We start from the raw sequence: 23,467 nt of genomic DNA on the forward strand, positions 1-23,467 counted from the left end.
GATGCCGGTCCAGCGCCGCACCGTGGTACGAAGGTCTCGGCACCACGCGGTCAGATCCGGCACCGCCATGCGGTCAAGGTCGAGAAAGCACTCGTCGATGCTGTAGACCTCCACCGCCGGGGCGTGATCGGCCAGCACCGACATGACCCGTTCGCTGAGATCGCCATAGAGGGCGTAATTGGAGGAAACGGCGATCACGCCACCTTCTTCCGCCAACCGACGCACCTTGAACCACGGCTCCCCCATGCCGATCCCCAGGGCCTTGGCCTCGTTACTGCGGGCGATTACGCAGCCGTCGTTGTTGGACAGCACCACAATGGGCTTGCCCTCCCAGGCCGGGTTAAATGCCCGCTCACAGGAGGCGTAGAAGTTGTTGCAGTCGACCAGACCGATGGTGGGCATGACGGATCACCTGGGGCAATGGCCGGTGATCGAATAGGTGACGACGCCCCAGATCATCACGCCCTCTTCCGGGTTGATGACCAGGGGTGGAAATTCGGGGTTCTCTGGGGCCAGCAACCAGCACCCATGCTGGTGGACGAGCCGCTTGACGGTTAGTCCGCCGTCCAACGTGGCCACGACCACGTCGCCCGCCTGTGGTTCGATGGCGCGGTCGACGACCAGCAGGTCTCCGCTATTGATCCCAGCCCCTTGCATGGACGGGCCATCGGCACGGCAGAAGAAGGTCGAGGCCGGGCGGCGGACGAGCAGCTCGTAAACATCCAGCCGCTTCTCGGCGTGATCCTGAGCCGGACTGGGGAAGCCCGCCGGCACTGTTTCAAAGCACGGCAGGGAAAGCGGGGCGACAGGTTCGAAGATCGGGATGATTCGGAACATACAAAGAACATACGTAATCGCGCCGCAGTGATCAATGCCGACAAAGATTTAATCCGCGTACCGCAACTTACGAAGCGCCACCGAATGATCCGGCACCCGATTGTGAGGTGTCGTCGCATCTGGCTAGCTCCTCGCAGTTACCCAATGCCGGGCGGAAATCTCCTGGCAGTAAACTGCGAGACACGGCGATGCCAAACGCCCTCAACCCCGACCGCATGAGTGCCCCAGAACGCCTGGATGAAGTGGCGGATATTCTGGCGGCTGGCCTCATCCGGCTGAAGACCCGGAAGTCCAGGGCTTTATCTGCTGACACCAGAGATAGTCGCCTCGACTTCACGCCCCCCCAGAGCGGTCATGTCCTCGTCAACCGACGGAGGAAATGCCCGTGATTCAAGACCCCCTGCTGGCCCGATTGGCCGCCCTGAAGACCTCGCCCATACCGGATCTGAAAGCCCAATGGCGCGACTTATTCGAATCCGAACCGCCGCCCTACAACCGCACCTTCCTGGAAAGCCGATTGGCCTATCGTCTCCAGGAACTGGCCTATGGCGGGCTGGCGGTGACCACCATCGCCCGACTGGAAAACATGGCCGAGGACTTCGAGGCCACCAAGGGGCGCCGCAAGAAGGAACATGACCGTCCCATCGCGGGCACCCGGCTGGTACGCGAATGGAAGGGCGTCGAGCACTGCGTCACCGTCCGCGAGGACGGTTTTGAATACCAGGGCCGACCCTACCAGTCGCTCTCGGCGGTGGCTCGTGCCATCACCGGCACCCGCTGGAACGGCCACCTCTTCTTCGGCTTGAAGAACCATAGGACAAAAGCATGAAACCCGCCGGAACCAAGCCGATCCGCAAGCTGCGCTGCGCCGTCTACACCCGCAAGTCTACCGAGGAAGGGTTGGACATGGAGTTCAACAGCCTCGACGCTCAGCGCGAGGCTTGCGAAGCCTATGTGGCCAGCCAGAAGGCCGAGGGCTGGGTGCTGGTGCCGACCCATTACGACGATGGTGGCTTCTCCGGTGGAACCCTGGAGCGCCCCGGCTTGAGGCGTCTACTGGCCGACATCGACGCCGGGCTGGTCGACGTGGTGGTGGTCTACAAGATCGACCGCCTGTCGCGTTCCCTGATGGATTTCTCCAAGCTGGTCGAGGTGTTCGACCGCAACGACGTCACCTTCGTCAGCATCACCCAGTCCTTCAACACCACCACCAGCATGGGGCGCCTCACCCTCAACATCCTGCTGTCCTTCGCCCAGTTCGAGCGCGAGGTTATCGGCGAGCGCGTCCGCGACAAGGTCGCGGCATCGCGACGCAAGGGGATCTGGATGGGCGGGCCGGTGCCGTTCGGCTATCGCTGCGCCGACCGTAAGCTGCTGGTAGTCGAGGACGAAGCTGCCATCGTGCGGATGATCTTCGAGCGCTTCATCCGTATCGGTTCCGCCACCCTGCTGGTGAAGGAATTGGCCGAGGAAGGCATCAACCGCCGAGGCAAGAAGCTGGACAAGGGTGGTCTCTACAAGCTGCTGGCCAATCCGCTTTATATCGGCAAGGCGGTCCACAAGGGCGTGGCCTATGACGGCGAACACGAGGCCATCATCGACCAGGCCCTTTGGGACAAGGTCCGTGCCGTGATGGAAGTCAGTCCACGCACCCGTGCGGGCCGCACCAGGGCGCAGACCCCTGCGCTGCTGAAGGGATTGATCTTTGCCCCTGGCGGTCGCGCCATGACGCCCGCCCATACCCGCAAGGGCGGGAAGCTGTATCGCTACTACGTCACCATGAACGTGATCAAGGAAGGCCCGGATGCCTGCCCGGTTGGGCGCGTGCCTGCCGCTCAGGTCGAAAACACGGTCATCGACCAACTGCGCTCCCTGCTGCGCACCCCCGAGGTGGTGGCCCGCACCTGGAAAAGCGTCCGCGCCGAGGGCGAGGACATGACCGAACGCGAGATCGCCACCACCCTGGGTCAGCTTGATCCCCTCTGGGACGAACTGTTCCCCGCCGAGCAGGCCCGCATCGTCCAGCTTCTGGTGGAACGGATCGATCTCTCGCCCCAGGGCATCAATATCAGCCTGCGGACCGATGGGCTGGCCCGGCTTGCCGGGGACTTGAAACCGGGCAAGGGTCGGAGGGCTGCGGCATGACCTCCGTATTCGTGCCCATGACCTTCCGCCGCATCGGCGGCCGCAAGCAGATCGTCCTGCCCGACGGCAGCCTGTACAACCCGGAAACACGGGTGCCGGTGGACAGCCCTATTGTCCGCTCACTGGCCCGTGCGTTCCGCTGGCGGCGCCTGCTGGAGTCGGGGCGCTATGCCTCGATCAACGAACTGGCCAAGGCCGAACGCGTCGATCGTGCCTTCGCCAGCCGCGTACTCCGCCTGACCTTGCTGGCCCCCGACATCGTCGAGGCGATCCTCGCCGGTCGTCAGCCCGAGAAGCTCACCGTGCGGGCGCTGCTGGAACCGTTTCCAGCGGAGTGGGCGGAGCAGCGGCGGATGTTGAGCCTCGGCGAATGACCACATTGCGCCCATTGTGGGCGTTCAATGATTTGAATGCCGCGCTGAGAACCGGCCATTGGGAGAAGGCTCAGGCGACTTAGCGCACTGCCACCGTAATCCCGGGAATGCAGGAGCGCGCAATTGCCTCGATGGCTGAGGGTGCCGACTATAGGCCGGGCTCCGGCTGGTTGACATCGGCCTGGACGTGAAGGTGCCGGAAGACTTCGTGTTGCCGACCGAGGATGTCCGCTTGCTGGGGACCGTCCGCACCAACCGCAGCCTGTCGCGCAATCTTGGGATGACCTGCGGCCGCGACGAGGTGACCGAGGTAGAGACGGTTACCGTCCGTGACATCCTGGGCGACTTGGCGGGCGACCAGAAGCTGGTCGAGGCCATGCGAATCTGCTCGGTCTAACGAACGACCGCCCTCTATACAAAACCTTATTGCGCTTAGGAGGTAACTCGCGTATATGACGCGGTGCACCAGAGAATAGGAAGGGCCGGCGAGACGGTTCAGGTCTCCCGGCCTTTTTCTATGCTTTCCCGCTGCCTATCGAGCAAACAGCGGGGCAATGCCCTTATTCACAAGGCCGACGGTTATACGCGGCCTGGCGTGGCGGTCAAGCTCTTTTTTCATCCTGGCGGGCAAAGGAGGCCCGCAGACCATGACCGTTTCCAAACACGCCAGCCAGTATGAACTGGCCCTCATTCCTCACAAGTACCAGGGCGAACTGATCGCCCAACGCCCCACGGATGGCTACATCAACGCCACCGCCATGTGCAAGGCAGGCGGCAAGTTGCTTGGCCACTACCTCGAAAACGGCAGCACGCAGAAATTCCTCGGCGTGCTGACGGCCGATATCGGAATTCCGATATCGGACCTAATCCAGAAGGCCAAGGGCGGCGACCCGGGCAAGCAAGGCACCTGGGTTCACCCCCAGGTGGCCATCGACCTTGCTCAGTGGATCTCGCCCGAGTTCCGGGTGCAGGTCTCGAAGTGGATCTTCGAGTGGATGTCCGGCGCGACTTCCACGCGCGTGACCCATGACTACGTTCAGCGCTACAGCATGAACGCCGCGCGGGTTCCGCAAGGGCACTTCTCGATTATCTCGGTGGTGTACCAGGACCTGTACGGCCCCCTGGAACACGCCGGCAAGATCATCGCCGACAAGGCGGCCAATGGCACCGCCATCTGCCCAGACATCAGCGTCGGCCGCGTTTTCGCAGAATGGCTCCGCGACAACCATCCGAACCGGGCCGACGACTATACCACTTACTCCCATGTGTACTTGGACGGCCGCGTCATCCCGGATGCCCGGGCATATCCGTGGGACATGTACCCGCTGTATCGCCAGTTCTGGGAAACCGTTTGGCTGCCTCAGCGGTCGTCCGGCTACCTGAAGCCGCGCGACCCCGCAGCGGCCGCCCTCCTGCCCACCATACTCCCGGCGCCCGCGCCGAAGAAGAAGGTCGGCAAGAAGTAGTGCGTCCACGTCCTCCGCCAGGAGGGTGAAACCTATGTGGACGACCTATGTGGACATCAAGAAGCCCGGCCTAAAAAGCCGGGCTTTTTTCAATTGGTTAGCGCTTATTCGAAAATTGGTGGGGGGTTACAGTGACACTGCACCTAATTCAAAGGTCCACTTAATCCACTGTCGGCTCGAAACCCGCCCTTCCGCTTCCGGCCCAAATCGGTAATTCCGCGTGACCGCACCATGTTGCCAAGTGCTGCGGGCCCACCAACTCTTCTGTCACCAGACTCTATCCATCCCCCATCAACCCGCCCAAACGACACACCGCAACATTTTTCTTGCATCGCCGTAAATACAACGACTTCCCAATCTGTTGATACAAAGCGACGTGTCAACAGGTCTGGAGAATAAACAGTACCTGAGAGAGAATTCGGCCCATTGCGGGCAGGCCCGTGTCAGCAGCCAGACACGCCAGCGCCGCGCAGAACTTTGGGATATCCAAAGCCGCGACGGTCCTGTAGAGCCAGTTTTCTTTAAGAGAATGGCGTCCCCAAGGGGATTCGAACCCCTGTCGCCGCCGTGAAAGGGCGGTGTCCTAGGCCTCTAGACGATGGGGACGTCGCGAGGTGAGGGCGTCTAGATACAGGGGGTGGGGGGGGAAATCAAGTGGCTTTTGGGAAAAAATCACCGGGCCGGCGCGGCATCATCGACCACCAGCTGGACCGAGGTGGTTCCTTGCCACGAATCAGCCCGAAGAGTCCCCGCCAAATGGAAAGTCTGGCCGGCGGAACGCAGCAGCGCCAGACCCATGTCGCTGTCGGCGGCGCGAAACGCAATCGCCTTCAGGCGCTGGCCGCCCTGCCCCGCCAGGATCAGTCGCACATGGCCTTGGCCCACCACGTCGGCCTTGACGATACGAGCCGCCGACACCGCGAAGCGCGGCTCGGCATTGCCCGCCCCGAACGGGCCGATCTGCTTCAAGGTCTCGATCAGATCCGTCGTGCAGCCGGCGCAATCCAGCGCGCCGTCCAACTCCAGCACCGGCACCAGCTCGCCGGTCAGCTGGGCCTGCAGGCGCTCGGCCAGGAAGGTCTTGAAATCGGCCAGGCGTTCGCGTGCCACGGTGAAGCCGGCCGCCATGGCGTGGCCGCCGCCCGCCTTCAAGATGCCGGCCTGGCGGGCGGCGATGATTGCCGCCCCCAGGTCGAGACCGGCCACCGAGCGGCCCGAGCCCTTGCCCTCGCCGCCTTCCAGAGCGATCACACAGGCCGGCCGGGCATAGCGTTCCTTCAGACGGCCGGCGACGATGCCGATGACGCCGGGATGCCAGTTCTCGCCGGCCGCGACCAGCAGCGGCAAGCCGTCGTCGGGGCGGCCTTCCACCTGCTCGATGGCTTCCAGCAGCACGGCGGCCTCGATCTCCTGGCGCTCGCGGTTATAGCCGTCCAGACGCCGGGCCATTTCCGCCGCCTCCAAGGGGTCGTCGCAGGCCAGCAGGGTGTGGCCCAACGGCGCCTCGCCGACCCGGCCGCCGGCATTGACGCGCGGCCCCAGCACATAGCCCAGGTGATAGGCGTCCGGTCGCTCGCGGATGCCGGCGATGTCGGACAACGCCGTCAGACCGGCATTGGCCCGCTTGGCCATCACCTTCAGGCCTTGCGTCACCAGGGCGCGGTTGACGCCCTTCAGCGGCACCACGTCGCACACCGTGCCCAAAGCCACCACGTCCAGCCATTGCAGCGGATCGGGCATGGCGCGCCCCTGGTACCAGCCTGAATCCTTCAACACCCGGTTGACCGCCACCACCAGCAGGAAGGTCACGCCGACCGCCGCCAGATGGCCGTGCGGGCTGTCCTCGTCAACGCGGTTGGGATTGACCAGTGCGAAAGCCGCCGGCAGATCAGGCTCGGCCTCGTGATGATCGACCACCACCACGTCCAGGCCGGCCTCGGCGGCCCCCTTCAATGGCTCGTAGGCGGTGGTGCCGCAATCGACCGTCACCACCACCCCGACACCGGCATCCTTCAAGCGCAGCAGGGCCGGCAGGTTGGGGCCATAGCCCTCGGCGATACGGTCGGGGATGTGCACCTGGACCGTGGCGCCGGCCGCGCGCAGGAACCGGGCCAGCAACGCCGACGAGGTGGCGCCATCGACGTCGTAATCGCCGAAGATGCCGATGGCTTCACCGCCCTGCACCGCGCGGGCGATTCGCCGGGCCGCCTTGTCCATGTCCTTCAGATGGAAGGGATCGGGCAGCAAGGCGCGAAGGGTGGGCGCCAGGAAGGTTTCAGCGTCGGCCAGACCGACGCCCCTGGCCGCCAACACCCGCCCCACCACCTCGGGCAGTCCCAGGCGTTGCGAGAACGTCAGGGCCAGACGCGAATCCCCTCCGCTTTCCTGCCAGCGCCGACCGGTCAGCGACCGCTCAACCCCCAGGAAGGCGGGGCCGGTGGTCATGGGTCCTGATGCAGCAGGATGTGGCGCTTGAAGTCGTGCCGCGCCGTCATCTTGCGCACCGTCCCGGTGGCCGAGCGCATGACCAGCGAATGACTGACCGCGCCGCCGTCGAACAGGGTCACACCGTCCAGGATGTGACCACTGGTGATGCCGGTGGCGGCGAACATCACATGGCCCTTGACCATGTCGTCCAGGTCGAACTTGCGCGTCAGATCGGCAAAGCCGGCACGACGCGCCCGGCCTCGCTCTTCCTCGTTCCTGAGCAGCAAGCGGCACTGCATGCGCCCGCCCAGGCATTTCAGGCCGGCAGCCGCCAGCACGCCCTGGGCGGCACCGCCCGAGCCCATGTAAAGGTCGATGCCGGTTTCCGGCAGGCCGGTGGCGATGGCCCCCGACACGTCGCCGGCCTCGATCAGCACGACGCGGGCGCCGGCTTCGTAGATGCGGCCCAGCATGTCGGTGTGGCGCGGCCGATCCAGCATGCACACGGTCAAGGCCGACACCGGCACGCCCTTGGCCTCGGCGACGCGGGCGACCATCATTTCGGCCGGCAGGTCCAGATCCAGCACGCCTTCGGGCACATCCGGACCGGCGGCGATCTTTTCCATATAGACACCGCTGGGCACCTGCAGGAACGAGCCCTGCTCGGTGGCGGCCACCACCGACAGCGCGTTGTGGCCGGCCTTGGCGCAGATGGTGGCGCCCTCGATGGCGGTCAGCACGATGTCGAGGCGCGGGCCGGTGCCGATTCCGACCTTGCCCGAGCATTCCTCTCCCTCGCCATTGACGACGTTGCCGTCCATGGACAGGCTGTTCAACGCCTCGCGCATCGCCTCGGCGGCGGCCTGGTCGGCGGCACGCTCTTCACCGCGCCCGACCCAGCGGGCGGCGGCCAGGGCGCTGGCCTCGGTGACGCGCACCACTTCCAGGGCAAGGTTGCGGTCAAGCGCGCGCGGCGGCGGGACGAAAAGACGATTGGGCATCGCGGGCTCGTTCATCAAAGGGCTTCGATACGGATGATGCGAGGCTGCTCGACCACCGCGTCGAGAGCGGAAATCCGGGCGACGGCGCGGTTCATCGCCGCCTCCTCGGTGTCGTGCAGGGTCATCACCATCGGCACGCTGTCGGCGGGCGAGCGGGCCGGCTGGATCATCTGTTCGACCGAGACGCCCTCGTCGCGCAAGGCGGCGGCGACTTCGGCCAGCACGCCCGGGCGGTCGACCACCGACAGGCGCATGTAATAGGCGCCGACCCGACGGTCGATCGAGGCCGCGCCTTGCGCCTTGAGGGCGGCAGCCGGCACGCCGAAGGCCGGCACCCGGCAGCCGCGCGCGATGTCGATGATGTCGCCCGCCACTGCCGAGGCGGTCGGACCGGCACCGGCACCGCGCCCTTCATAGATCGAGCGGCCGACGAAATTGCCTTCCGCCACCACCGCATTGAACACCCCGTCGACGGTGGCGATCGGCGCCTTGACCGGCACCATGCACGGATGCACCCGCTGCTCGATGCCGTGATCGGTCATCCGGGCGATACCCAACAGCTTGATGCGATAGCCCAGCAGATCGGCGAAGCGGATGTCGTCGGCGGAAACGTGGCGGATGCCCTCGACATGGACCGAGGCGAAATCCACCGGAGTCCCGAAGGCCAGGCTGGTCAGGATCGACAGCTTGTGGGCGGCGTCGATGCCGTCGATGTCGAAGCTGGGATCGGCCTCGGCATAACCCAGGGCCTGCGCCTCGCCCAGCACGTCGGCGAAGTCGCGGCCAGACTCGCGCATGGTGGTCAGGATATAGTTGCAGGTGCCGTTCAAGATGCCGGTGACCTGGCTGATGACGTTGCCGGCCAGGCCTTCCTTCAGCGCCTTGATGATCGGGATGCCGCCGGCCACCGCCGCCTCGAAGGCCAGCGAGACGCCCTTATCCTCGGCCGCCCGGGCCAGCGCCGCGCCATGATGGGCCAAAAGCGCCTTGTTGGCGGTGACCACATGCCGGCCCTTGGCGATGGCGTTCTCGACCACCTGGCGGGCGATGCCATCCGAGCCGCCGATCACCTCGACCACCACGTCGCACTGGGCCTCGTCGGCCATCTTGGCGGCGTCGTCGTACCATGCCACCGAAGCCGGGATCGCCACGCCGCGGTCGCGGTTGCGGTCGCGGGCCGACACCGCCACCACCTCGATCCGCCGCCCGGCGCGAAGTGCGATGATCTCGGCATTGTCCGACAACAGCTTGACCAGGCCGGCACCGACGGTGCCCAGGCCAGCCACGGCAATCTTCAAGGTCTTCATCAGCAGGTTCCCGCGCGTTTCTTTTCGGAATCTTCCAAGACCTTATCGTACTGGCCCAGGAAGGTCTTGATGTTACGCACCGCCTGCCGGGTGCGCTGGGTGTTTTCCACCAGCCCGATACGGACATGGCCGTCGCCATATTCGCCGAAGCCGATGCCCGGAGCCACCGCCACCTGGGCTTCCCGCATCAACAGCTTCGAGAATTCCAGCGAACCCAGATGGGCGAAGGCCTTGGGGATCGGCGCCCAGGCGAACATGGTGGCCGGCGGACTGGGCACGTCCCAGCCGGCGGCAGCCAGGCCCTCGATGATGACGTCGCGCCGCGCCTTGTACATCTGGCGGATATCCTCGACGCAATCCTGCGGCCCGTTCAGGGCGGCGGCGGCGGCCACCTGGATCGGCGTGAAGGCGCCGTAATCCAGGTACGACTTGATGCGAGCCAGGGCGGCGATCAGCTTCTTGTTGCCGGCGGCGAAACCCATGCGCCAGCCCGGCATGTTGTAGGTCTTGCTCATCGAGGTGAATTCGACGGCGATGTCCTTGGCGCCCGGCACTTCCAGGATCGAGGGCGGCGGCGCCACGTCGAAATAGATTTCCGAATAGGCCAGGTCCGACAGAATCCAGATGCCGTGATGGCGGCAGAAATCGACCACCTGGCCATAGAAATCCAGATCGGCCAGCAGCGCGGTCGGGTTGCTGGGATAGTTCAGCACCAGCGCGATCGGCTTGGGCACCGAATGGCGAACGGCCCGGTCCAGCGCCTTCAGGAATTCGGCGTCGGGCGTGACCGGCACATAGCGGCACGAACCGCCGGCGATGATGAAGCCGTAAGGATGGATCGGATAGCTGGGATTGGGCACCAGCACGATGTCGCCGGGGCTGGTGATGGCATTGGCCAGGTTGGCCAGGCCTTCCTTCGAACCCAGGGTGACGATGCATTCGCTTTCCGGGTCGATATCGACGGCAAAGCGCCGGGCGTAATAGGCCGACAGCGCCTTCCTGAGGCCGGGAATGCCGCGGCTCATGGAATAGCGGTGCGCGCGGGGATTTCGGGCGGCCTCGACCAGCTTCTCGACGATGTGGGCCGGGGTCGGCTGGTCCGGATTGCCCATGCCGAAATCGATGATGTCCTCGCCGGCGGCGCGGGCGCGCGCCTTCATGGCGTTGACCTCGGCGAAGACGTAAGGCGGAAGCCGCTTGATCCGGTGGAATTCCTGGTCGTTGCTCATGGCATCCATCTCGTGACAGACTGCGCCTGCGCGCAGGCAAGGCACTATATCTAGCGTGCACAGGGGGAATAATCACGCGGTTTTTGGGCGCCCCGGCCGCTTGAATCAGGCAAAAGACATGGCGGCACGCTTACGCATTGTATTGGTGTTCGCAACCACCGTCATCGGCCTTTCCCCGGCATGGGGTGGCGACCTTCACCAATTGTGGGACCGACAGTGCGGCGGCTGCCACGGTCATGCCGGACCGTTCGCCCGCCGGTCCCTGGTCGAGGTCGATGGGCGCCTGGTCGGTCGCGCTTCAGGCCGGGACTTGGCCGAACTGTTGACCATCCACAACGGCGGCTACGGCCCCGAAGACATCGCCTCGTTCCGCATCATGCTGGCCGCCCAGTTGGCGACGCCGCCGCTATACGCCGAACGCTGCGGCGCCTGCCACGACACCGCCGCCGAGTTGATCCGCGATCTGGTGATTCGCGGTGACGACGGAGATCTGCGCGGGCGAGCCGGCGGCCATCGACTGGCGGAATTCCTGCCGGCCCATGGCACCCTGTCCGCCGATCAGACCCGGGCGATCATGTCCGTGCTGGATCGCGTGGAATCCGAAGTCAATCACCGCTGATCGTCCGACACCCGCCTGCGGCATCCCCATTCGGCCAGAATGTCGTCGATGGCAGGGGCCACGGCCCAGCGCGCCGCCTCAGGGTCATACCCCTCGGCCAGCAGGCAATCGTAATCGGTGCGAAGATGCCGGATGGTCGCCACCATCGACAGCCAGGCCGCCGCCTCGGGCGAGGCGTTGCTCAGACCGGCAGAATCCATGGCGTGATCAAGAATCGCCATGCGTTCGAAGGCCGGCACACGCGGCACCAGACGATCCAGCGCCCCGGCGATCCGGTCGCGCCGTGCCGTCAAATCACGTCGAGATAGACCTGGGCGCCGGCACCACCCATGCTGGCATAGCTGGGATCGGCGGCCACCATGATCTTGCTGGCCGGCACGCCACGGCGCGACAACTCGCGGGCGACGGCGACGGCGCGATCATTCGAGGCGTCAAGCCCCCCCATCAACTGGTGAACAGCGTCACCGGCCGCGAATTCCGGCGTCGGCGCGAACCCGACCACCCGGACGACGCCACCGGTCTGCTTGTAAAGACGGGCGACCTCGGCGATGGCGGCCCGGTCGGCCGAAGACAGCTTGGCCGACGCCCCGGTGAAGTCGAGCGACGCCACCTGGAAGGACGCGGCCGGAGCGGGAGCCGGAGCCGGGGCCGCAAGGCCCTTGCCGCCGCCACCACGACGACCGGTGGGCGGAACCAAATGAATCGGGGCGTCGTCGGCATAGGCGCCTCCGGCCGAGGCCGGGCGCGGCATCTCGACCATGCCGGGATAGACGCTGGTCTGGGCGGATTCCGCCAGACGCTTCTGGAATTGCTCTTGAATCGGCTTCATCTTGCGGCCGCCGGGCATCGGCACCTGCTCGGGCACATCGGCGCGGGCGGGCGGCTGCATGTTCATGCTGGCGGGCGGGGCATCGGGGCCCAGTTCGCCGCGGGCGGTGGGCTGGCGGCGGTCGGGCGACAGCCGCGGCTGCTCGGCCGCCTGGGCCACCTGGGTTCCAGAACCCGGCAAGTCGCTGGCCTGGACCGCCGGCTTGGGCGGCACCACACCCTGCGCCGAGCTGGCGACCTGGGTGTCGGCCGGCCCGGGCGCGCGCTTGGCCAGCGGCTTGGTCGGCGCGACCTCGCGCGGGACCGGATCGGCATACTTGGCGTTGGAGCGGTCGGCGACCAGGCCCTTGGGAAGGTCCTTGCGGGTGTCCGAGGTGCGCTGCGGCACGGTGTTGACATCCGGGTAGCCTTTGGCGCTCGAGGCCGGGCTGGCCACCTCGGGACGCTCGCGCCCGGTGATCAGGTCGCTGGCGCCCTTGTACCATTCAACCGGGTTGACGGCATCGGGAACCGACGAGCAGGCCGACAGCAAAGCTACCGCCCCGACACCAAAGACTTGCGTCAGCACGCGCCTGGCGCAGCGGCGCCAATCCATCTTCACGCGACCCTTCATGGCTCGACTACCACCCCTGACGTCACAAAAAAATCTTTGAATGGCCAACAAATCCGTCAAGTTCACGTTTAACAGGCCGGCGATCGAAAGTATATAGGGCTATGGGGGGAATTCAAAGGACGGGCCAAGGCCCAGCCTTTCGCACCTCCCCGCCGGCAACCCCTCGGGGTGGCTTGGCCCGGTGCAATAGTGGCGAGGGTTTCCAATGGCTGATGATAAGGGTACCGAGATCAAGATGATCGACCCGGCGGAACTGTCGCAGGCGATGGCCGGCATCGCCGAGCGCAGCCAGCGCTTGGTCGCCGACTTCCTGCAACGTCAGACCGCCGAACCCAAGGGCAACGGAACTTTGGACCCCTTGAACATTGGCAACGCCTTCCTGGAGATGACCACCCGGATGATGTCCGACCCGGCCCGCCTGGTCGAAGCCAACCTGTCCCTGTGGAACGATTACATGGCGCTGTGGCAAAGCACCGCGCGCCGCCTGATGGGCGAGACGTCCGAGCCGATCGCCACCCCCGACGCCGCCGACCGCCGCTTCAAGGACGAGATGTGGCAGGACAACGAGGTGTTCGACTTCATCAAGCAATCCTATCTGCTGTCGGCCCGCTACCTGCACGGCCTGGTCGACGGGGTCGAGGGCATGGACGGACACACCGCCCAGAAGGTCGATTTCTACACCCGCCAGTTCGTCGATGCGATGGCGCCGTCGAACTTCGTGCTGACCAACCCCGAGGTGCTGCGCGCCACCGTCGAGACCGGCGGCGAGAACCTGGTCAAGGGCCTGAACAACCTGCTGGACGATTTGGAACGCGGCAAGGGCAAGCTGTCCATCAAGATGACCGATTACGACGCCTTCAAGGTCGGCGAGAACATCGCCGTGACACCGGGCAAGGTGGTGTTCCAGAACGACCTGATGCAGCTGGTCCAGTACGACCCCACCACCGAGACCGCAGCCGAGCGGCCGCTGCTGGTGGTGCCGCCATGGATCAACAAATTCTACATCCTGGATCTGCGCCCCAAGAACAGCTTCATCAAGTGGGCGGTCGACCAGGGCCACACGGTGTTCGTCATCTCGTGGGTCAATCCCGACGAGCGCCTGGCCGCCAAGGGCTTCGCCGACTACATGCTGGAAGGCCCGCTGGCCGCCATCGACGCCATCGAAAAGGCCACCGGCCAGAAGCAGGTCAATGCGGTGGGCTATTGCCTGGGCGGCACGCTGACGGTGTGCACCCTGGCCTATCTGGCCGCCAAGGGGAAGGATTCCATCGCCAGCGCCACCTTGTTCACCACCATGACGGACTTCGCCGAACCGGGCGAGCTGGGCGTCTTCATCGACGAGGAACAGCTGACCAGCCTGGAAGAAAAAATGAGCGAGCACGGCTATCTTGATGGCCGCGACATGGCGATGACCTTCAACATGCTGCGCGCCAACGACCTGATCTGGTCGTTCGTGGTCAACAATTACCTTTTGGGCAAGGACCCCTTCCCGTTCGATCTGCTGTACTGGAACTCGGATTCCACCCGCATGCCGGCGGCGATGCACAGCTTCTACCTGCGCAAGATGTACCAGCAGAACAAGCTGGTCGAGCCGGGCGGCATCACCCTGGACGGCGTGGCCATCGACCTTTCGACGATCAAGACGCCGATCTACATGCTGTCGACCCGCGAGGACCACATCGCGCCGTGGAAAAGCACCTATTCGCTGACCCAGCGCACCGGCGGAACCGTCAAGTTCGTGCTGGCGGCGTCGGGCCACATCGCCGGCGTGGTCAACCCGCCGGCCGCCAACAAATATTGCTATTGGACCAATACCAAGAAGCCGAAGAGCCCCGACACCTGGCTGGCCGGCGCCAAGCAGGAAGAGGGCTCGTGGTGGCCGGATTGGCACGCCTGGGCGACCAAGGGGGTCAAGCAGGTGCCGGCCAGGAAGCCCGGCGACGGCAAGCTGAAGCCCATCGAACCGGCGCCCGGCGCCTACGTCAAGGCTCGCGCGGTATAGCCGGAAAAGCCCCCCACCGGACAGCCGGTGGGGGGCTTATGCCGTGGCGCCTACTCGGCGTCCTTCATGCTGACGCACTGTTTGCCATCGCAATCACAATGGTCATTCTTATAACCGATGATATCGTCCTCGATGAAGTAAACCCCCTTCAGTGACAGGCACTGACCGGCCAGCTTGGGCGTGAACGCGAAGCTACGGGGGCAGTTGATGTTTTTCTTGTCGGCGGTGGACAGGGTCGAACGGATCGAATAACAGGATTCCCGGATGTCCTGGAACAGGGCATGCATGGCCACCTGATAGGGCACGGTGTTGGCCGAACTGTCCAGACGCTTGGCCTCCTTGCGCGCCTTGAGGTAGTCGGTCGCCTGCTGGATGTTGACGATCTCGGCGCCGTCATCCTGGAAGGCCAGGACATAGGCTCGGCCTTGCGCCCCCATGCGATAGACTGCAAAGGCCTTGTTGGCGGCAACCGCGATATCGCCCGAGGCGGAAAGGAGATCCCACAGCGCCCCAACGACGTTGCCGACCGCGATATTCTCGAACAGGCTTTTCAACTCGTCGGTCTTGAAGGCGACGGCGACCAGGTTGACCAACTGGCCATCGACATCGGCGGTCAGGCTCTGGAAGCGCTGGCGGTTGAAGCCGTCGTCGCAATCCTTCAGCGATTGCGGCGCCTTCATATCCTTGGCCTTGGCCCCGCACATCGCCTGGGCGGTCTGCTGCATGGCGCTGAGAGTATCCATCAGGCCATTGATCTGCGCGATCGCCTGCTTGGTGTTGCCCTGGTTCTGAGTATTGCCGGTAGCGATCTTCGACAGGGCGGCGGTGATGGCCATCGCCCGGTACAGATAATCCTGGTCATTGCGCGCCTCGAAGAAGGCCTTGTCCTGGAGGGCCCCCGATCCGCCGCCCGACGTTTCCGTCCACGCACTGCAGCCCGACAGGCCAAGCCCGACAAGCGCTACTACCATCATCCGGAGAAACCACATGGTGCCCTCCCATGTTCAGTGGCCGTTCCGGCCACGGAGCCACACGAAAAAACAATCTGCGAATGATAATAAATAGCTATATGCCCGTCAAGATTGCTTTCAGATCACAATGATACCCGTCAATGGACAGGCATTCCCCTGCCAGCATGCCGGTATCCTCGTTGGCGGCTTTATGATAAAGAGGCGCGCACCCCACCTCTGACGGTTCAGCATCCATGATCAAGCGTTGGCTTCCCTGGCTTATCAAAGGCGGAATCTCCATTGGCCTGATCGCCTGGGTCCTCTCGAAGGTGGACCTGCCGTCCGCCTGGGCCAAGGCCAAGGCCATCGATCCGCAACTGGCCGGCCTGGCCGTGGCGTTGATGCTGGTGCAGATCGGTCTGGGCGGCGTGCGGTGGGGTTTGGTGCTGCGATCGCTGGAAGCGGTGTTCGGCTGGGCCAGGACCATCGGCGTCTTCTATATCGGGGTGTTCTTCTCGATCGTGCTGCCGGGCGCCGTCGGCGGCGACGCGGTCCGCATGTGGTTCGCCCGCAAGGGCGGGCTTTCGCTGGCCACTGCCATCAATTCGGTGATGCTGGAACGCGCCGTCACCGTGTTCTCGCTGGTCCTGCTGGTGTGCCTGACCCAGCCGATCCTGATTTCCCGCGTGCCCGACCTGCCGGGCGGTACGGTCTTTCCGGTTATGCTGGCGGTGTGCGTGATCGGCATTTTGGTGCTGGCCTCGTTGGACAAGCTGCCGGAATCGCTGCATCGCTGGCGGCTGGTGCGCGGCCTGGTCCATCTGGCCAGCGACACCCGCAAGCTGTTCTTCCATCCGGGCTGGAGCCTGACCTGCGTGCTGGTCGGCCTGGCCGGCAACGCCAACATCTCGCTGGTGGTCTACATGCTGGCGGAAGGCCTGGGCATGGATGTCCACGCCCTGGACTGCCTGGTGCTGGTGCCGCCGGTGCTGCTGGTCATGACCTTGCCGATCTCGATCGCCGGCTGGGGCCTGCGTGAGACCGCCATGGTCACCGCCTTCGGCTTCGTGGGAATCGCCAGCGACGAGGCGCTGGTCCTGTCGATCTTGTTCGGCATCCTCACCATGCTGACCGCCCTGCCCGGCGGGCTGGTGTTCCTGTTGTCGGGCGGACGCAAGATCGAAGCCGAGGAGTTGGCCGACGAAGCCGCCGCCACCGACGAGGATCCCGGCGTGCGCAGCCCCGCCCCGCCCTTGCCGTAACAATCCGGGTCCACCATGGCCGACCTTGCCCGCTACACCAGCTTCGCCTCGATCGACTTCGAGGGCAACATGCAGGCGGTGCTGCGCCATTTGCGACGCTATCTCGACGACCCGGCCCTGACCAACCCGTTCTGGCAGCGCTTCGACCAACGCCTGCGCCAGGCCGAGGCCGCCGAGCGCCCCCTGGCCGACAAGTTGCTGCTGCTGCATTCCCACGTCTATTACATGGTCGAATTGTTCGAGGACCATGACGACGAGGCGGCCCTGACCGCCCTGCGCCTGCTGGAAGAGGAGTGTTTCTAAGCCTCTTTTCTTCCCCGCCAGGATCGCTACATTGGGAAGATCGTTTTCTCGCCCATCTCAAGGATTCCTGCCCATGAAGATCAGCTTCGCCAAGCCGCAACTGCCGTCCGAAGGTGCCCTGGTGGCCGGTGTTTTGGAAGGCAAGGGGCTGACCGGCTCGGCCAAGGCGATCGACGATCTGGCCGCTGGCGGCATCGCGCGCGCCGTGGCCGCCGCCAAGTTCACCGGCAAGAAGGACCAGACCCTGACCATCCTGGCGCCCGCTGGCAGCGGGCTGGGCCGGGTGGTGCTGGTCGGCCTGGGCAAGGCCGAATCGATCGATTCCCAAGCCGCGCAATCCTTCGGCGGCACCGGCCTGGCCGCCGTGCTGACCTCGGGCGACACCAGCCTGGCGATCGCCTGCGACGACATTCCCGGCCTCAAGATCGCGCCCGAATCCTTCGCCGCCCAGGCGGCCTTCGGGGCGCGCCTGCGGTCTTACCGCTTCGGCAAGTACTTCACCAAGGAAAAGAAGGACGACAAGCCGTCCATCAAGAAGGTGACGGTGCTGACCGCCGCCTCGGGCGCCAAGGCGGCCTTCGCGCCCTTGGACGCGGTGGCCGACGGCGTGTTCCTGACCCGCGACGTGGTGTCCGAGCCGGCCAACGTCATCCACCCCGAAAGCCTGGCCGACGAATGCCGCAAGCTGTCCGCCCTGGGCGTCGAGGTCGAGGTGCTGGGCGAGAAGCAGATGAAGAAGCTGGGCATGGGGGCGCTGTTGGGCGTGGGCCAGGGCTCGGACCGCGAAAGCCAGCTGGTGGTGATGCGCTGGCAGGGCGCCAAGGACGCCGAAGCGGCACCGCTGGCCTTGATCGGCAAGGGGGTTTGCTTCGATTCCGGCGGCATCTCGATCAAGCCGGCCGGCGGCATGGAAGAGATGAAGTGGGACATGGCCGGGGCCGGCGCGGTGATCGGCGCCATGAAGGCGCTGGCCGGGCGCAAGGCCAAGGCTAACGTCGTCGGCATCGTCGGCCTGGTCGAGAACATGCCGTCGGGCAATGCCCAGCGGCCGGGCGACGTGGTGACCTCGATGTCGGGCCAGACCATCGAGGTGATCAACACCGACGCCGAGGGTCGCCTGGTCCTGTGCGACGCCCTGTGGTACGCCAAGGAACGCTTCAAGCCTTCTGCGATGATCGACCTCGCCACCCTGACCGGGGCGATCATCATCGCGCTGGGCAACGAATATGCCGGCCTGTTCGCCAGCCAGGACAAGCTGGCCGAGCGCATCACCGCCGCCGGCGGCAAGGTGGGCGAGCCGGTGTGGCGCCTGCCGTTGGGCGATGCCTATGACAAGCAGTTGAAGTCCGACATCGCCGACATGAAGAATGTCGGCGGCCGCGAGGGCGGCTCGATCACCGCCGCGCAGTTCCTCAAGCGCTTCGTCGCCGATACCCCGTGGGCCCATATCGACATCGCCGGGACCGCCTGGACCAAGAAGGACAGCGCCACCTGTCCCAAGGGCGCGTCGGCCTTCGGCGTGCGGCTGCTCGACCAATTGGTGGCCGACCATTACGAAGACAAATAGGTGAGGATCGCTTTCGCGGCGACGGCGCCCGCCGCCGCCGCACGGGTTGTGGCGGCGGCGAAGACCGAAATTTTCGCCGCCTCCCACCCCTTCACCATTACCGTGAAGACCTCTGACGATCCCCGCCTGGACGGCGCCCGTCTGGCGCCGGTGCTGGCCGGCTGTCCGTCACCCGCCGCCATCGATCTGGGCTTCGCCCCCGACCAGGCGGCCGCGTTCGCCTTCGGCCTGCAACTCCGCGCGGCGCCTCAATTGACCAAGTACCGGACCCGCCCCGACGAAACGGCCCCCCTGCCCCATCCCAACCATGTCGTGATCGTCACCGACGACCCCGTCCGCGCCCAGGCCGAGTTCGACCGCCTGGAAGCGGTGGCGCGCGGCGTGCTGCTGGCCCGCGACCTGGTAACCGAGCCCGGCAACATGCTGAGCCCCGAGTCATTGACCGAGCGCGCCCGCCTGCTGGAGGCCCGGGGCGTCACCGTCGAGGTGCTGGAGCCCGGCGCCCACGGACTGAACCTGCTGGCCGCCGTCGGCCGCGCCGGCCACCAACCGCCCCGGCTGGTGGTGCTGCGCTGGCCCGGCGACGGACGCTGCGCCAAACCGCTGGTGCTGGTCGGCAAGGCCATCACCTTCGATGCCGGCGGCATTTCCATCAAGCCGGCCCAGGGCATGGAAGAGATGAAGGGCGACATGGCCGGGGCGGCGGCGGTGCTGGGCGCCATCGCCGCCATCGCCGGACGCAAGGACCCGGTTCCGGTGATCGGCGTGCTGGCGGTGGCCGAGAACATGCCGGGCAGCAACGCGCTGCGGCCCGGCGACGTCATCGTCTCGCACAAGGGTCTGACCGTCGAGGTGGTCGATACCGACGCCGAGGGCCGATTGGTGCTGGCCGACGCGCTGTCCTGGGCGGCAACCAACCTGAATCCCGGCCTGATGGTCGATGCCGCCACCCTGACCGGGGCGGTGGTCCGGGTGCTGGGGCACCATCACGCCGGCCTTTACACCGCCAGCGATCGGCTGGCCCGCAAGCTGGTGGACCTGGGCCGGCGCGAGGCCGAGCCCTTATGGCGGCTGCCGCTGTCGGCGGCCTGCGACGAGCATCTGAAATCCGACATCGCCGATTGGAAGAATTGCGGCTGGGGCGCGCTGCCCGACAATGACGACGCCGCCCGCTTCCTGCAAAAATTCGTGCCGCCCGGTCTGGCCTGGGCCCACCTGGACATCGCCGGCACCTCGGAAACGCCCGAGGACTCGGATTATTCCCCCAAGGGGGCCACCGGCTTCGGCGTGCGGCTGTTCGCTGCCCTGGCGCAGGATTACTTGCAGACCTTGTAGTCGCTGCGCACTTCGTTCTGGATGGTCTCGGCCTGGACGACGAAGGCGTTCCAGCCCTTCTTGGTGACGTCCTTCAGCAGCTTCTCGATATTGCCGCAATAGGCGATGCCCAGCGGATAATGGCGGTAATAGGTCACCAGCCTTCCGTCGAAATAGGTCATCACCTCAAGGGCCTTGGTCTTGAACTCGCGTTCGAACAGCTTCTTGCGCTTGGCGGTCTGCTGGGCGAAGCGGGTGCCGACATTGGCGTCGAAATCCTTCCACATCTTGGCAGTGCCGGGATTGTATTCGTCGCAGCGATTGCCGGATTCCCGCAGGAAGATGCCGTGACGGACCAGTTGCTCGGTCTTGATCTCGGCTTCCGACAGGCAGCGTTTGACCTTGACCTGGGCCAGGGCCGGCTGGGCCAGAAAAACCGTGATGGCGAGAAGAACAAGTTTGCGGATCATCGCCCCAGTATGACCCGAGCCGGGTTTTGGCGAAAGGCCCTGACCGCGCGCCAGCCCAGCAGCACGGCCAGCACCAAGGCGTAGATCAAGGGCTCGCGGATGTCGGCCTTGACCATCATCCAGAAATGGACCACGCCCAGGCAACCGGCCGGATAGACCAGCTTGTGCAACGCCCGCCAGCGCTTGCCGCCCATCCAGCGCACCATGGCATCGGTCGAGGTCGCCGCCAGCGGAAGCAAGAGCACGAAACAGATCATGCCCAGCGTGATGTAACGCCGCTTGAGCACGTCCTTCCACAAGGTCTGCCAGTCGAAGAACAGGTCGAGCCCGATATAGGACGCCATGTGCAGGCAGACATAGAAGAAAGCGTAAAGCCCCAGCATGCGGCGCAGCCGGGCCAAAGGCGCCCAATGGGTCCATTGGCGCACCGGCGTCACCGCCAGCGCGATCAGCAGGAAGCGCAAGGCCCAGTCACCCAGGAAGCGGTTGACCGTCTCGATGGGGTTGACCCCCAGATCGTCCAGCCAGAACCGCCCGACCAGCCAGGCCAAGGGCAGCAGACACAGAGCGAACACCACGGGTTTGAAGGCGCTTGTCGCCATGCGACGGCCAAGCCCCCGTTCGTCACCCTCGGGCTTGACCCGAGGGTCCATGGATGCCCGGGTCAAGCCCGGGCATGACGCCTGTAAAGGACGCTTCCGCTTGGCGCGCGGCATCGGAAAAAGGGCGCGCATCAGAAATTGGCCTTGAGGTCCATGCCGGCATACAGCCCGGCCACCTGATCGCCATAGCCGTTGAACATCAAGGTGTCGCGGCGGCGGAACTCGCCGATGCGCCGTTCCGTCGCCTGGCTCCAGCGCGGATGATCGACGCCTGGATTGACGTTGGAATAGAAACCGTATTCCCGCGGGTTGGCCTTCATCCAGCTGGACCGCGGCTGCGTCTCGGTGAAGCGGATGGCGACGATCGACTTGATGGACTTGAAGCCGTACTTCCACGGCACCACCAACCGTAGCGGCGCGCCGTTCTGGGCCGGCAATTCGGCGCCGTACAGACCGACCGCCAGCAAGGTCAGGGGATGCGTCGCCTCGTCCAGCCGCAGGCCCTCGACATAGGGCCAGTCCAGCACGCGCGAGCGGATGCCGGGCATCTGCTCGGGGTCGGCCAGGGTGGTGAAGTGGACGTATTTGGCCTTGGCGGTGGGTTCGAACCTGGCCAGCACCGCGCCCAGCGGCACGCCCAGCCACGGAATGACCATCGACCAGCCCTCGACGCAGCGCATCCGATAGATGCGTTCCTCCAGCCGGTGCGGCTTGACGATGTCGTCCAGCGCCACCCGGCCGGGCTTGGCGCATTCGCCCTCGACCACCACCTCCCACGGCCTGACCTTCAAGCGCCCCGGCGCACTGCGGGCGGGCTCGTCCTTGTCGGTGCCGAATTCATAGAAATTGTTGTAGGTGGTGACCGCCTCGAGGGGGGTCGGCTTCTCTCCGGCCGGCGCCTCGCCCTTCTGATAGCCAGCCAGGTTCAAGGCCAGTGCCGGACCGGGCAGCAACGACGCCGCGCCGGCCGCCAGGAACAGGCGGCGGTTCAGGTAGGCACTTTGGTCGGTGACCTGGGATTCCCTAAGGCCGGGGCGGCGGATCAGCATCGGGCGAACTCCATCGGACTGGTGTGAAGATGGGTTCGCCCGCGCCGGAAAAAAGGTTACGCCCCGGCGGCGACGTTCACCACCACCCGACCGCGGATGTCGCCCTTCAGAATCCGCGCCCCCAGGTCGGGCAGGTCGGCCAGCTTGGCCTCGGTGGTCAGTTGGTCCAGCAGGGTCAACGGCATCTCGGCGGCCAGGCGGGACCAGGCGGCCAGGCGCCGGGGCGTCGGGCACTGGGCGCTGTCGATGCCCAAGAGGTTGATTCCGCGCAGCAGGAAGGGCAGCACGGTGGTCGCCAGCTCGATTCCGCCGGCATTGCCGCACGACGCCACCGGCGCCCGCATCTTCATGCCGGCCAGCACGGCGGCCAGGGTCGGGCCGCCGACACTATCGACGCACCCGGCCCAGCGTTCGGCCAGCAGCGGCTTGGCGGCGCCGCCCGACAGCTCGGCGCGGTCGATCAGGGTGGTGGCGCCCAAGCCCTTCAGATATTCGTGCTGGCTGGCCCGCCCGGTCGAGGCCGCCACCTTGTAGCCCTTGCGGGCCAACAGCACGGTGGCGACGCTGCCCAGGCCGCCGGCGGCGCCGGTCACCAGCACCTCGCCGTCAACCTCGGGTGACAGGCCGTGATCTTCCAGGGCCATCACCGCCAGCATGGCGGTCAGTCCGGCGGTGCCCAGCGCCATGGCCTGGCGGGTGGACAGGCCGTCGGGCAGCGGCACCAGCCACTCGGCCTTGACCCGGGCCTTCTGGCCATAGCCGCCCCAATGGATCTCGCCGACCCGCCAGCCGGTCAGCACCACCTTGTCGCCCGGCTGGTAGGCCGGATTGTCCGACGTCTCGACGATGCCGGCGAAATCGATGCCGGGGATGTGCGGATAGGTCCGCACCAGCCGGCCCAGGCCGCCCAGGATCAGGCCGTCCTTGTAGTTCAGCGTGCTCCATTCCACCCGCACGGTGACGTCACCGGCCGGCAGGTCGGCATCGGCGAGACGGCGGATCGACGGCGTCACCTTGCCGTCGGTTTCATGCAGCATCAGGGCGGTGAAGTCGCTCAACGTCTGTCTCCTCGTGCGGAAAGGGCGCCTTGTGGTCATACCAG

The 23,467-nt window shown here is 65.6% G+C and carries 23 protein-coding genes, 1 tRNA gene and 1 pseudogene; 11 read left to right on the forward strand and 14 right to left on the reverse strand.

Going from position 1 to position 23,467, the window contains the following annotated elements; all coding sequences use genetic code 11:
- Positions 1–402: pseudogene (locus tag MTBLM5_RS10825) on the reverse strand (Y-family DNA polymerase); the annotation flags it as partial.
- Between the two features lie 6 nt (positions 403–408).
- Complete coding sequence (locus MTBLM5_RS10830) at positions 409–837, reverse strand: LexA family transcriptional regulator (protein WP_173976136.1); 429 nt, start codon at positions 835–837, stop codon at positions 409–411.
- 379 nt (positions 838–1,216) lie between these two features.
- On the opposite strand from MTBLM5_RS10830, the gene MTBLM5_RS10835 reads away from it, so the two are divergent.
- From MTBLM5_RS10835 to MTBLM5_RS10855, 5 genes are all read left to right on the forward strand, one after another.
- Positions 1,217–1,666, forward strand: a complete 450-nt coding sequence (locus MTBLM5_RS10835; protein ID WP_173976137.1) for a DUF2924 domain-containing protein — start codon at positions 1,217–1,219, stop codon at positions 1,664–1,666.
- On the forward strand, positions 1,663–2,982 hold the full coding sequence (locus tag MTBLM5_RS10840; RefSeq protein ID WP_173976138.1) for a recombinase family protein: 1,320 nt from the start codon (positions 1,663–1,665) through the stop codon (positions 2,980–2,982). Before MTBLM5_RS10835 ends, MTBLM5_RS10840 begins: the two co-directional genes overlap by 4 nt.
- The gene (locus MTBLM5_RS10845) at positions 2,979–3,356 is read left to right on the forward strand and encodes a hypothetical protein (protein WP_173976139.1); all 378 of its coding nucleotides are present in this window, start codon (positions 2,979–2,981) and stop codon (positions 3,354–3,356) included. Before MTBLM5_RS10840 ends, MTBLM5_RS10845 begins: the two co-directional genes overlap by 4 nt.
- Positions 3,357–3,549: 193 nt before the next feature.
- Positions 3,550–3,753: a hypothetical protein gene (locus MTBLM5_RS10850; protein ID WP_173976140.1), complete on the forward strand. Its 204-nt coding sequence runs from the start codon at positions 3,550–3,552 to the stop codon at positions 3,751–3,753.
- 250 nt (positions 3,754–4,003) lie between these two features.
- A complete protein-coding gene (locus tag MTBLM5_RS10855) occupies positions 4,004–4,822 on the forward strand; it encodes a KilA-N domain-containing protein (protein ID WP_173976141.1) in 819 nt (272 codons plus the stop codon).
- Between the two features lie 530 nt (positions 4,823–5,352).
- On the opposite strand, the gene MTBLM5_RS10860 is transcribed toward MTBLM5_RS10855, so the two are convergent.
- The 5 genes from MTBLM5_RS10860 to MTBLM5_RS10880 all read right to left on the reverse strand — a co-directional run bounded on the left by MTBLM5_RS10860 (position 5,353) and on the right by MTBLM5_RS10880 (position 10,786).
- Positions 5,353–5,428, reverse strand: a tRNA-Glu gene (locus tag MTBLM5_RS10860).
- Between the two features lie 66 nt (positions 5,429–5,494).
- Complete coding sequence (recJ, locus tag MTBLM5_RS10865; protein WP_173976142.1) at positions 5,495–7,267, reverse strand: single-stranded-DNA-specific exonuclease RecJ; 1,773 nt, start codon at positions 7,265–7,267, stop codon at positions 5,495–5,497.
- Complete coding sequence (gene glpX / locus MTBLM5_RS10870) at positions 7,264–8,250, reverse strand: class II fructose-bisphosphatase (RefSeq protein WP_173976143.1); 987 nt, start codon at positions 8,248–8,250, stop codon at positions 7,264–7,266. Before glpX ends, recJ begins: the two co-directional genes overlap by 4 nt.
- A gap of 14 nt (positions 8,251–8,264) precedes the next feature.
- Positions 8,265–9,557 (reverse strand): homoserine dehydrogenase, encoded by a 1,293-nt coding sequence (locus MTBLM5_RS10875; RefSeq protein ID WP_371814014.1) that lies wholly within the window; start codon positions 9,555–9,557, stop codon positions 8,265–8,267.
- On the reverse strand, positions 9,557–10,786 hold the full coding sequence (locus MTBLM5_RS10880; RefSeq protein ID WP_173976144.1) for an LL-diaminopimelate aminotransferase: 1,230 nt from the start codon (positions 10,784–10,786) through the stop codon (positions 9,557–9,559). Before MTBLM5_RS10880 ends, MTBLM5_RS10875 begins: the two co-directional genes overlap by 1 nt.
- Positions 10,787–10,931: 145 nt before the next feature.
- On the opposite strand from MTBLM5_RS10880, the gene MTBLM5_RS10885 reads away from it, so the two are divergent.
- The gene (locus MTBLM5_RS10885; RefSeq protein WP_173976145.1) at positions 10,932–11,405 is read left to right on the forward strand and encodes a hypothetical protein; all 474 of its coding nucleotides are present in this window, start codon (positions 10,932–10,934) and stop codon (positions 11,403–11,405) included.
- Here the strand turns inward: MTBLM5_RS10885 and MTBLM5_RS10890 are convergent.
- Positions 11,396–11,698, reverse strand: a complete 303-nt coding sequence (locus MTBLM5_RS10890; protein ID WP_173976146.1) for a DUF2293 domain-containing protein — start codon at positions 11,696–11,698, stop codon at positions 11,396–11,398. The genes MTBLM5_RS10885 and MTBLM5_RS10890 overlap by 10 nt on opposite strands.
- A complete protein-coding gene (locus MTBLM5_RS10895) occupies positions 11,695–12,846 on the reverse strand; it encodes a hypothetical protein (protein WP_173976147.1) in 1,152 nt (383 codons plus the stop codon). Before MTBLM5_RS10895 ends, MTBLM5_RS10890 begins: the two co-directional genes overlap by 4 nt.
- Positions 12,847–13,051: 205 nt before the next feature.
- On the opposite strand from MTBLM5_RS10895, the gene MTBLM5_RS10900 reads away from it, so the two are divergent.
- Positions 13,052–14,848 (forward strand): alpha/beta hydrolase, encoded by a 1,797-nt coding sequence (locus MTBLM5_RS10900; protein WP_173976148.1) that lies wholly within the window; start codon positions 13,052–13,054, stop codon positions 14,846–14,848.
- Positions 14,849–14,898: 50 nt separating this feature from the next.
- On the opposite strand, the gene MTBLM5_RS10905 is transcribed toward MTBLM5_RS10900, so the two are convergent.
- Positions 14,899–15,837 carry a hypothetical protein gene (locus tag MTBLM5_RS10905; RefSeq protein ID WP_173976149.1) on the reverse strand — a complete coding sequence of 313 codons (939 nt, stop codon included), beginning with the start codon at positions 15,835–15,837 and terminating at the stop codon, positions 14,899–14,901.
- Positions 15,838–16,127: 290 nt separating this feature from the next.
- Between MTBLM5_RS10905 and MTBLM5_RS10910 the strand changes: the two genes are divergently transcribed.
- The 4 genes from MTBLM5_RS10910 (at position 16,128) to MTBLM5_RS10925 (ending at position 20,265) form a co-directional block, all read left to right on the forward strand.
- Complete coding sequence (locus MTBLM5_RS10910) at positions 16,128–17,060, forward strand: lysylphosphatidylglycerol synthase domain-containing protein (protein WP_254430997.1); 933 nt, start codon at positions 16,128–16,130, stop codon at positions 17,058–17,060.
- Positions 17,061–17,075: 15 nt separating this feature from the next.
- Complete coding sequence (gene cowN / locus MTBLM5_RS10915) at positions 17,076–17,363, forward strand: N(2)-fixation sustaining protein CowN (RefSeq protein WP_173976151.1); 288 nt, start codon at positions 17,076–17,078, stop codon at positions 17,361–17,363.
- Positions 17,364–17,436: 73 nt separating this feature from the next.
- Positions 17,437–18,930 (forward strand): leucyl aminopeptidase, encoded by a 1,494-nt coding sequence (locus MTBLM5_RS10920; protein WP_173976152.1) that lies wholly within the window; start codon positions 17,437–17,439, stop codon positions 18,928–18,930.
- Positions 18,931–20,265: a M17 family metallopeptidase gene (locus MTBLM5_RS10925; protein WP_173976153.1), complete on the forward strand. Its 1,335-nt coding sequence runs from the start codon at positions 18,931–18,933 to the stop codon at positions 20,263–20,265.
- Here the strand turns inward: MTBLM5_RS10925 and MTBLM5_RS10930 are convergent.
- The 4 genes from MTBLM5_RS10930 to MTBLM5_RS10945 all read right to left on the reverse strand — a co-directional run bounded on the left by MTBLM5_RS10930 (position 20,247) and on the right by MTBLM5_RS10945 (position 23,462).
- A complete protein-coding gene (locus MTBLM5_RS10930; protein ID WP_173976154.1) occupies positions 20,247–20,714 on the reverse strand; it encodes a hypothetical protein in 468 nt (155 codons plus the stop codon). The genes MTBLM5_RS10925 and MTBLM5_RS10930 overlap by 19 nt on opposite strands.
- A complete protein-coding gene (locus tag MTBLM5_RS10935) occupies positions 20,711–21,316 on the reverse strand; it encodes a sulfite oxidase heme-binding subunit YedZ (protein WP_173976155.1) in 606 nt (201 codons plus the stop codon). Before MTBLM5_RS10935 ends, MTBLM5_RS10930 begins: the two co-directional genes overlap by 4 nt.
- Before the next feature lie 131 nt (positions 21,317–21,447).
- Complete coding sequence (gene msrP, locus MTBLM5_RS10940) at positions 21,448–22,365, reverse strand: protein-methionine-sulfoxide reductase catalytic subunit MsrP (protein ID WP_173976156.1); 918 nt, start codon at positions 22,363–22,365, stop codon at positions 21,448–21,450.
- Positions 22,366–22,421: 56 nt separating this feature from the next.
- Positions 22,422–23,462 carry an MDR family oxidoreductase gene (locus MTBLM5_RS10945; protein ID WP_173976157.1) on the reverse strand — a complete coding sequence of 347 codons (1,041 nt, stop codon included), beginning with the start codon at positions 23,460–23,462 and terminating at the stop codon, positions 22,422–22,424.
- Positions 23,463–23,467 lie beyond the last annotated feature (5 nt).

The sequence above is a fragment of the Magnetospirillum sp. LM-5 genome (assembly GCF_902729445.1).
Lineage (GTDB): Bacteria > Pseudomonadota > Alphaproteobacteria > Rhodospirillales > Magnetospirillaceae > Magnetospirillum.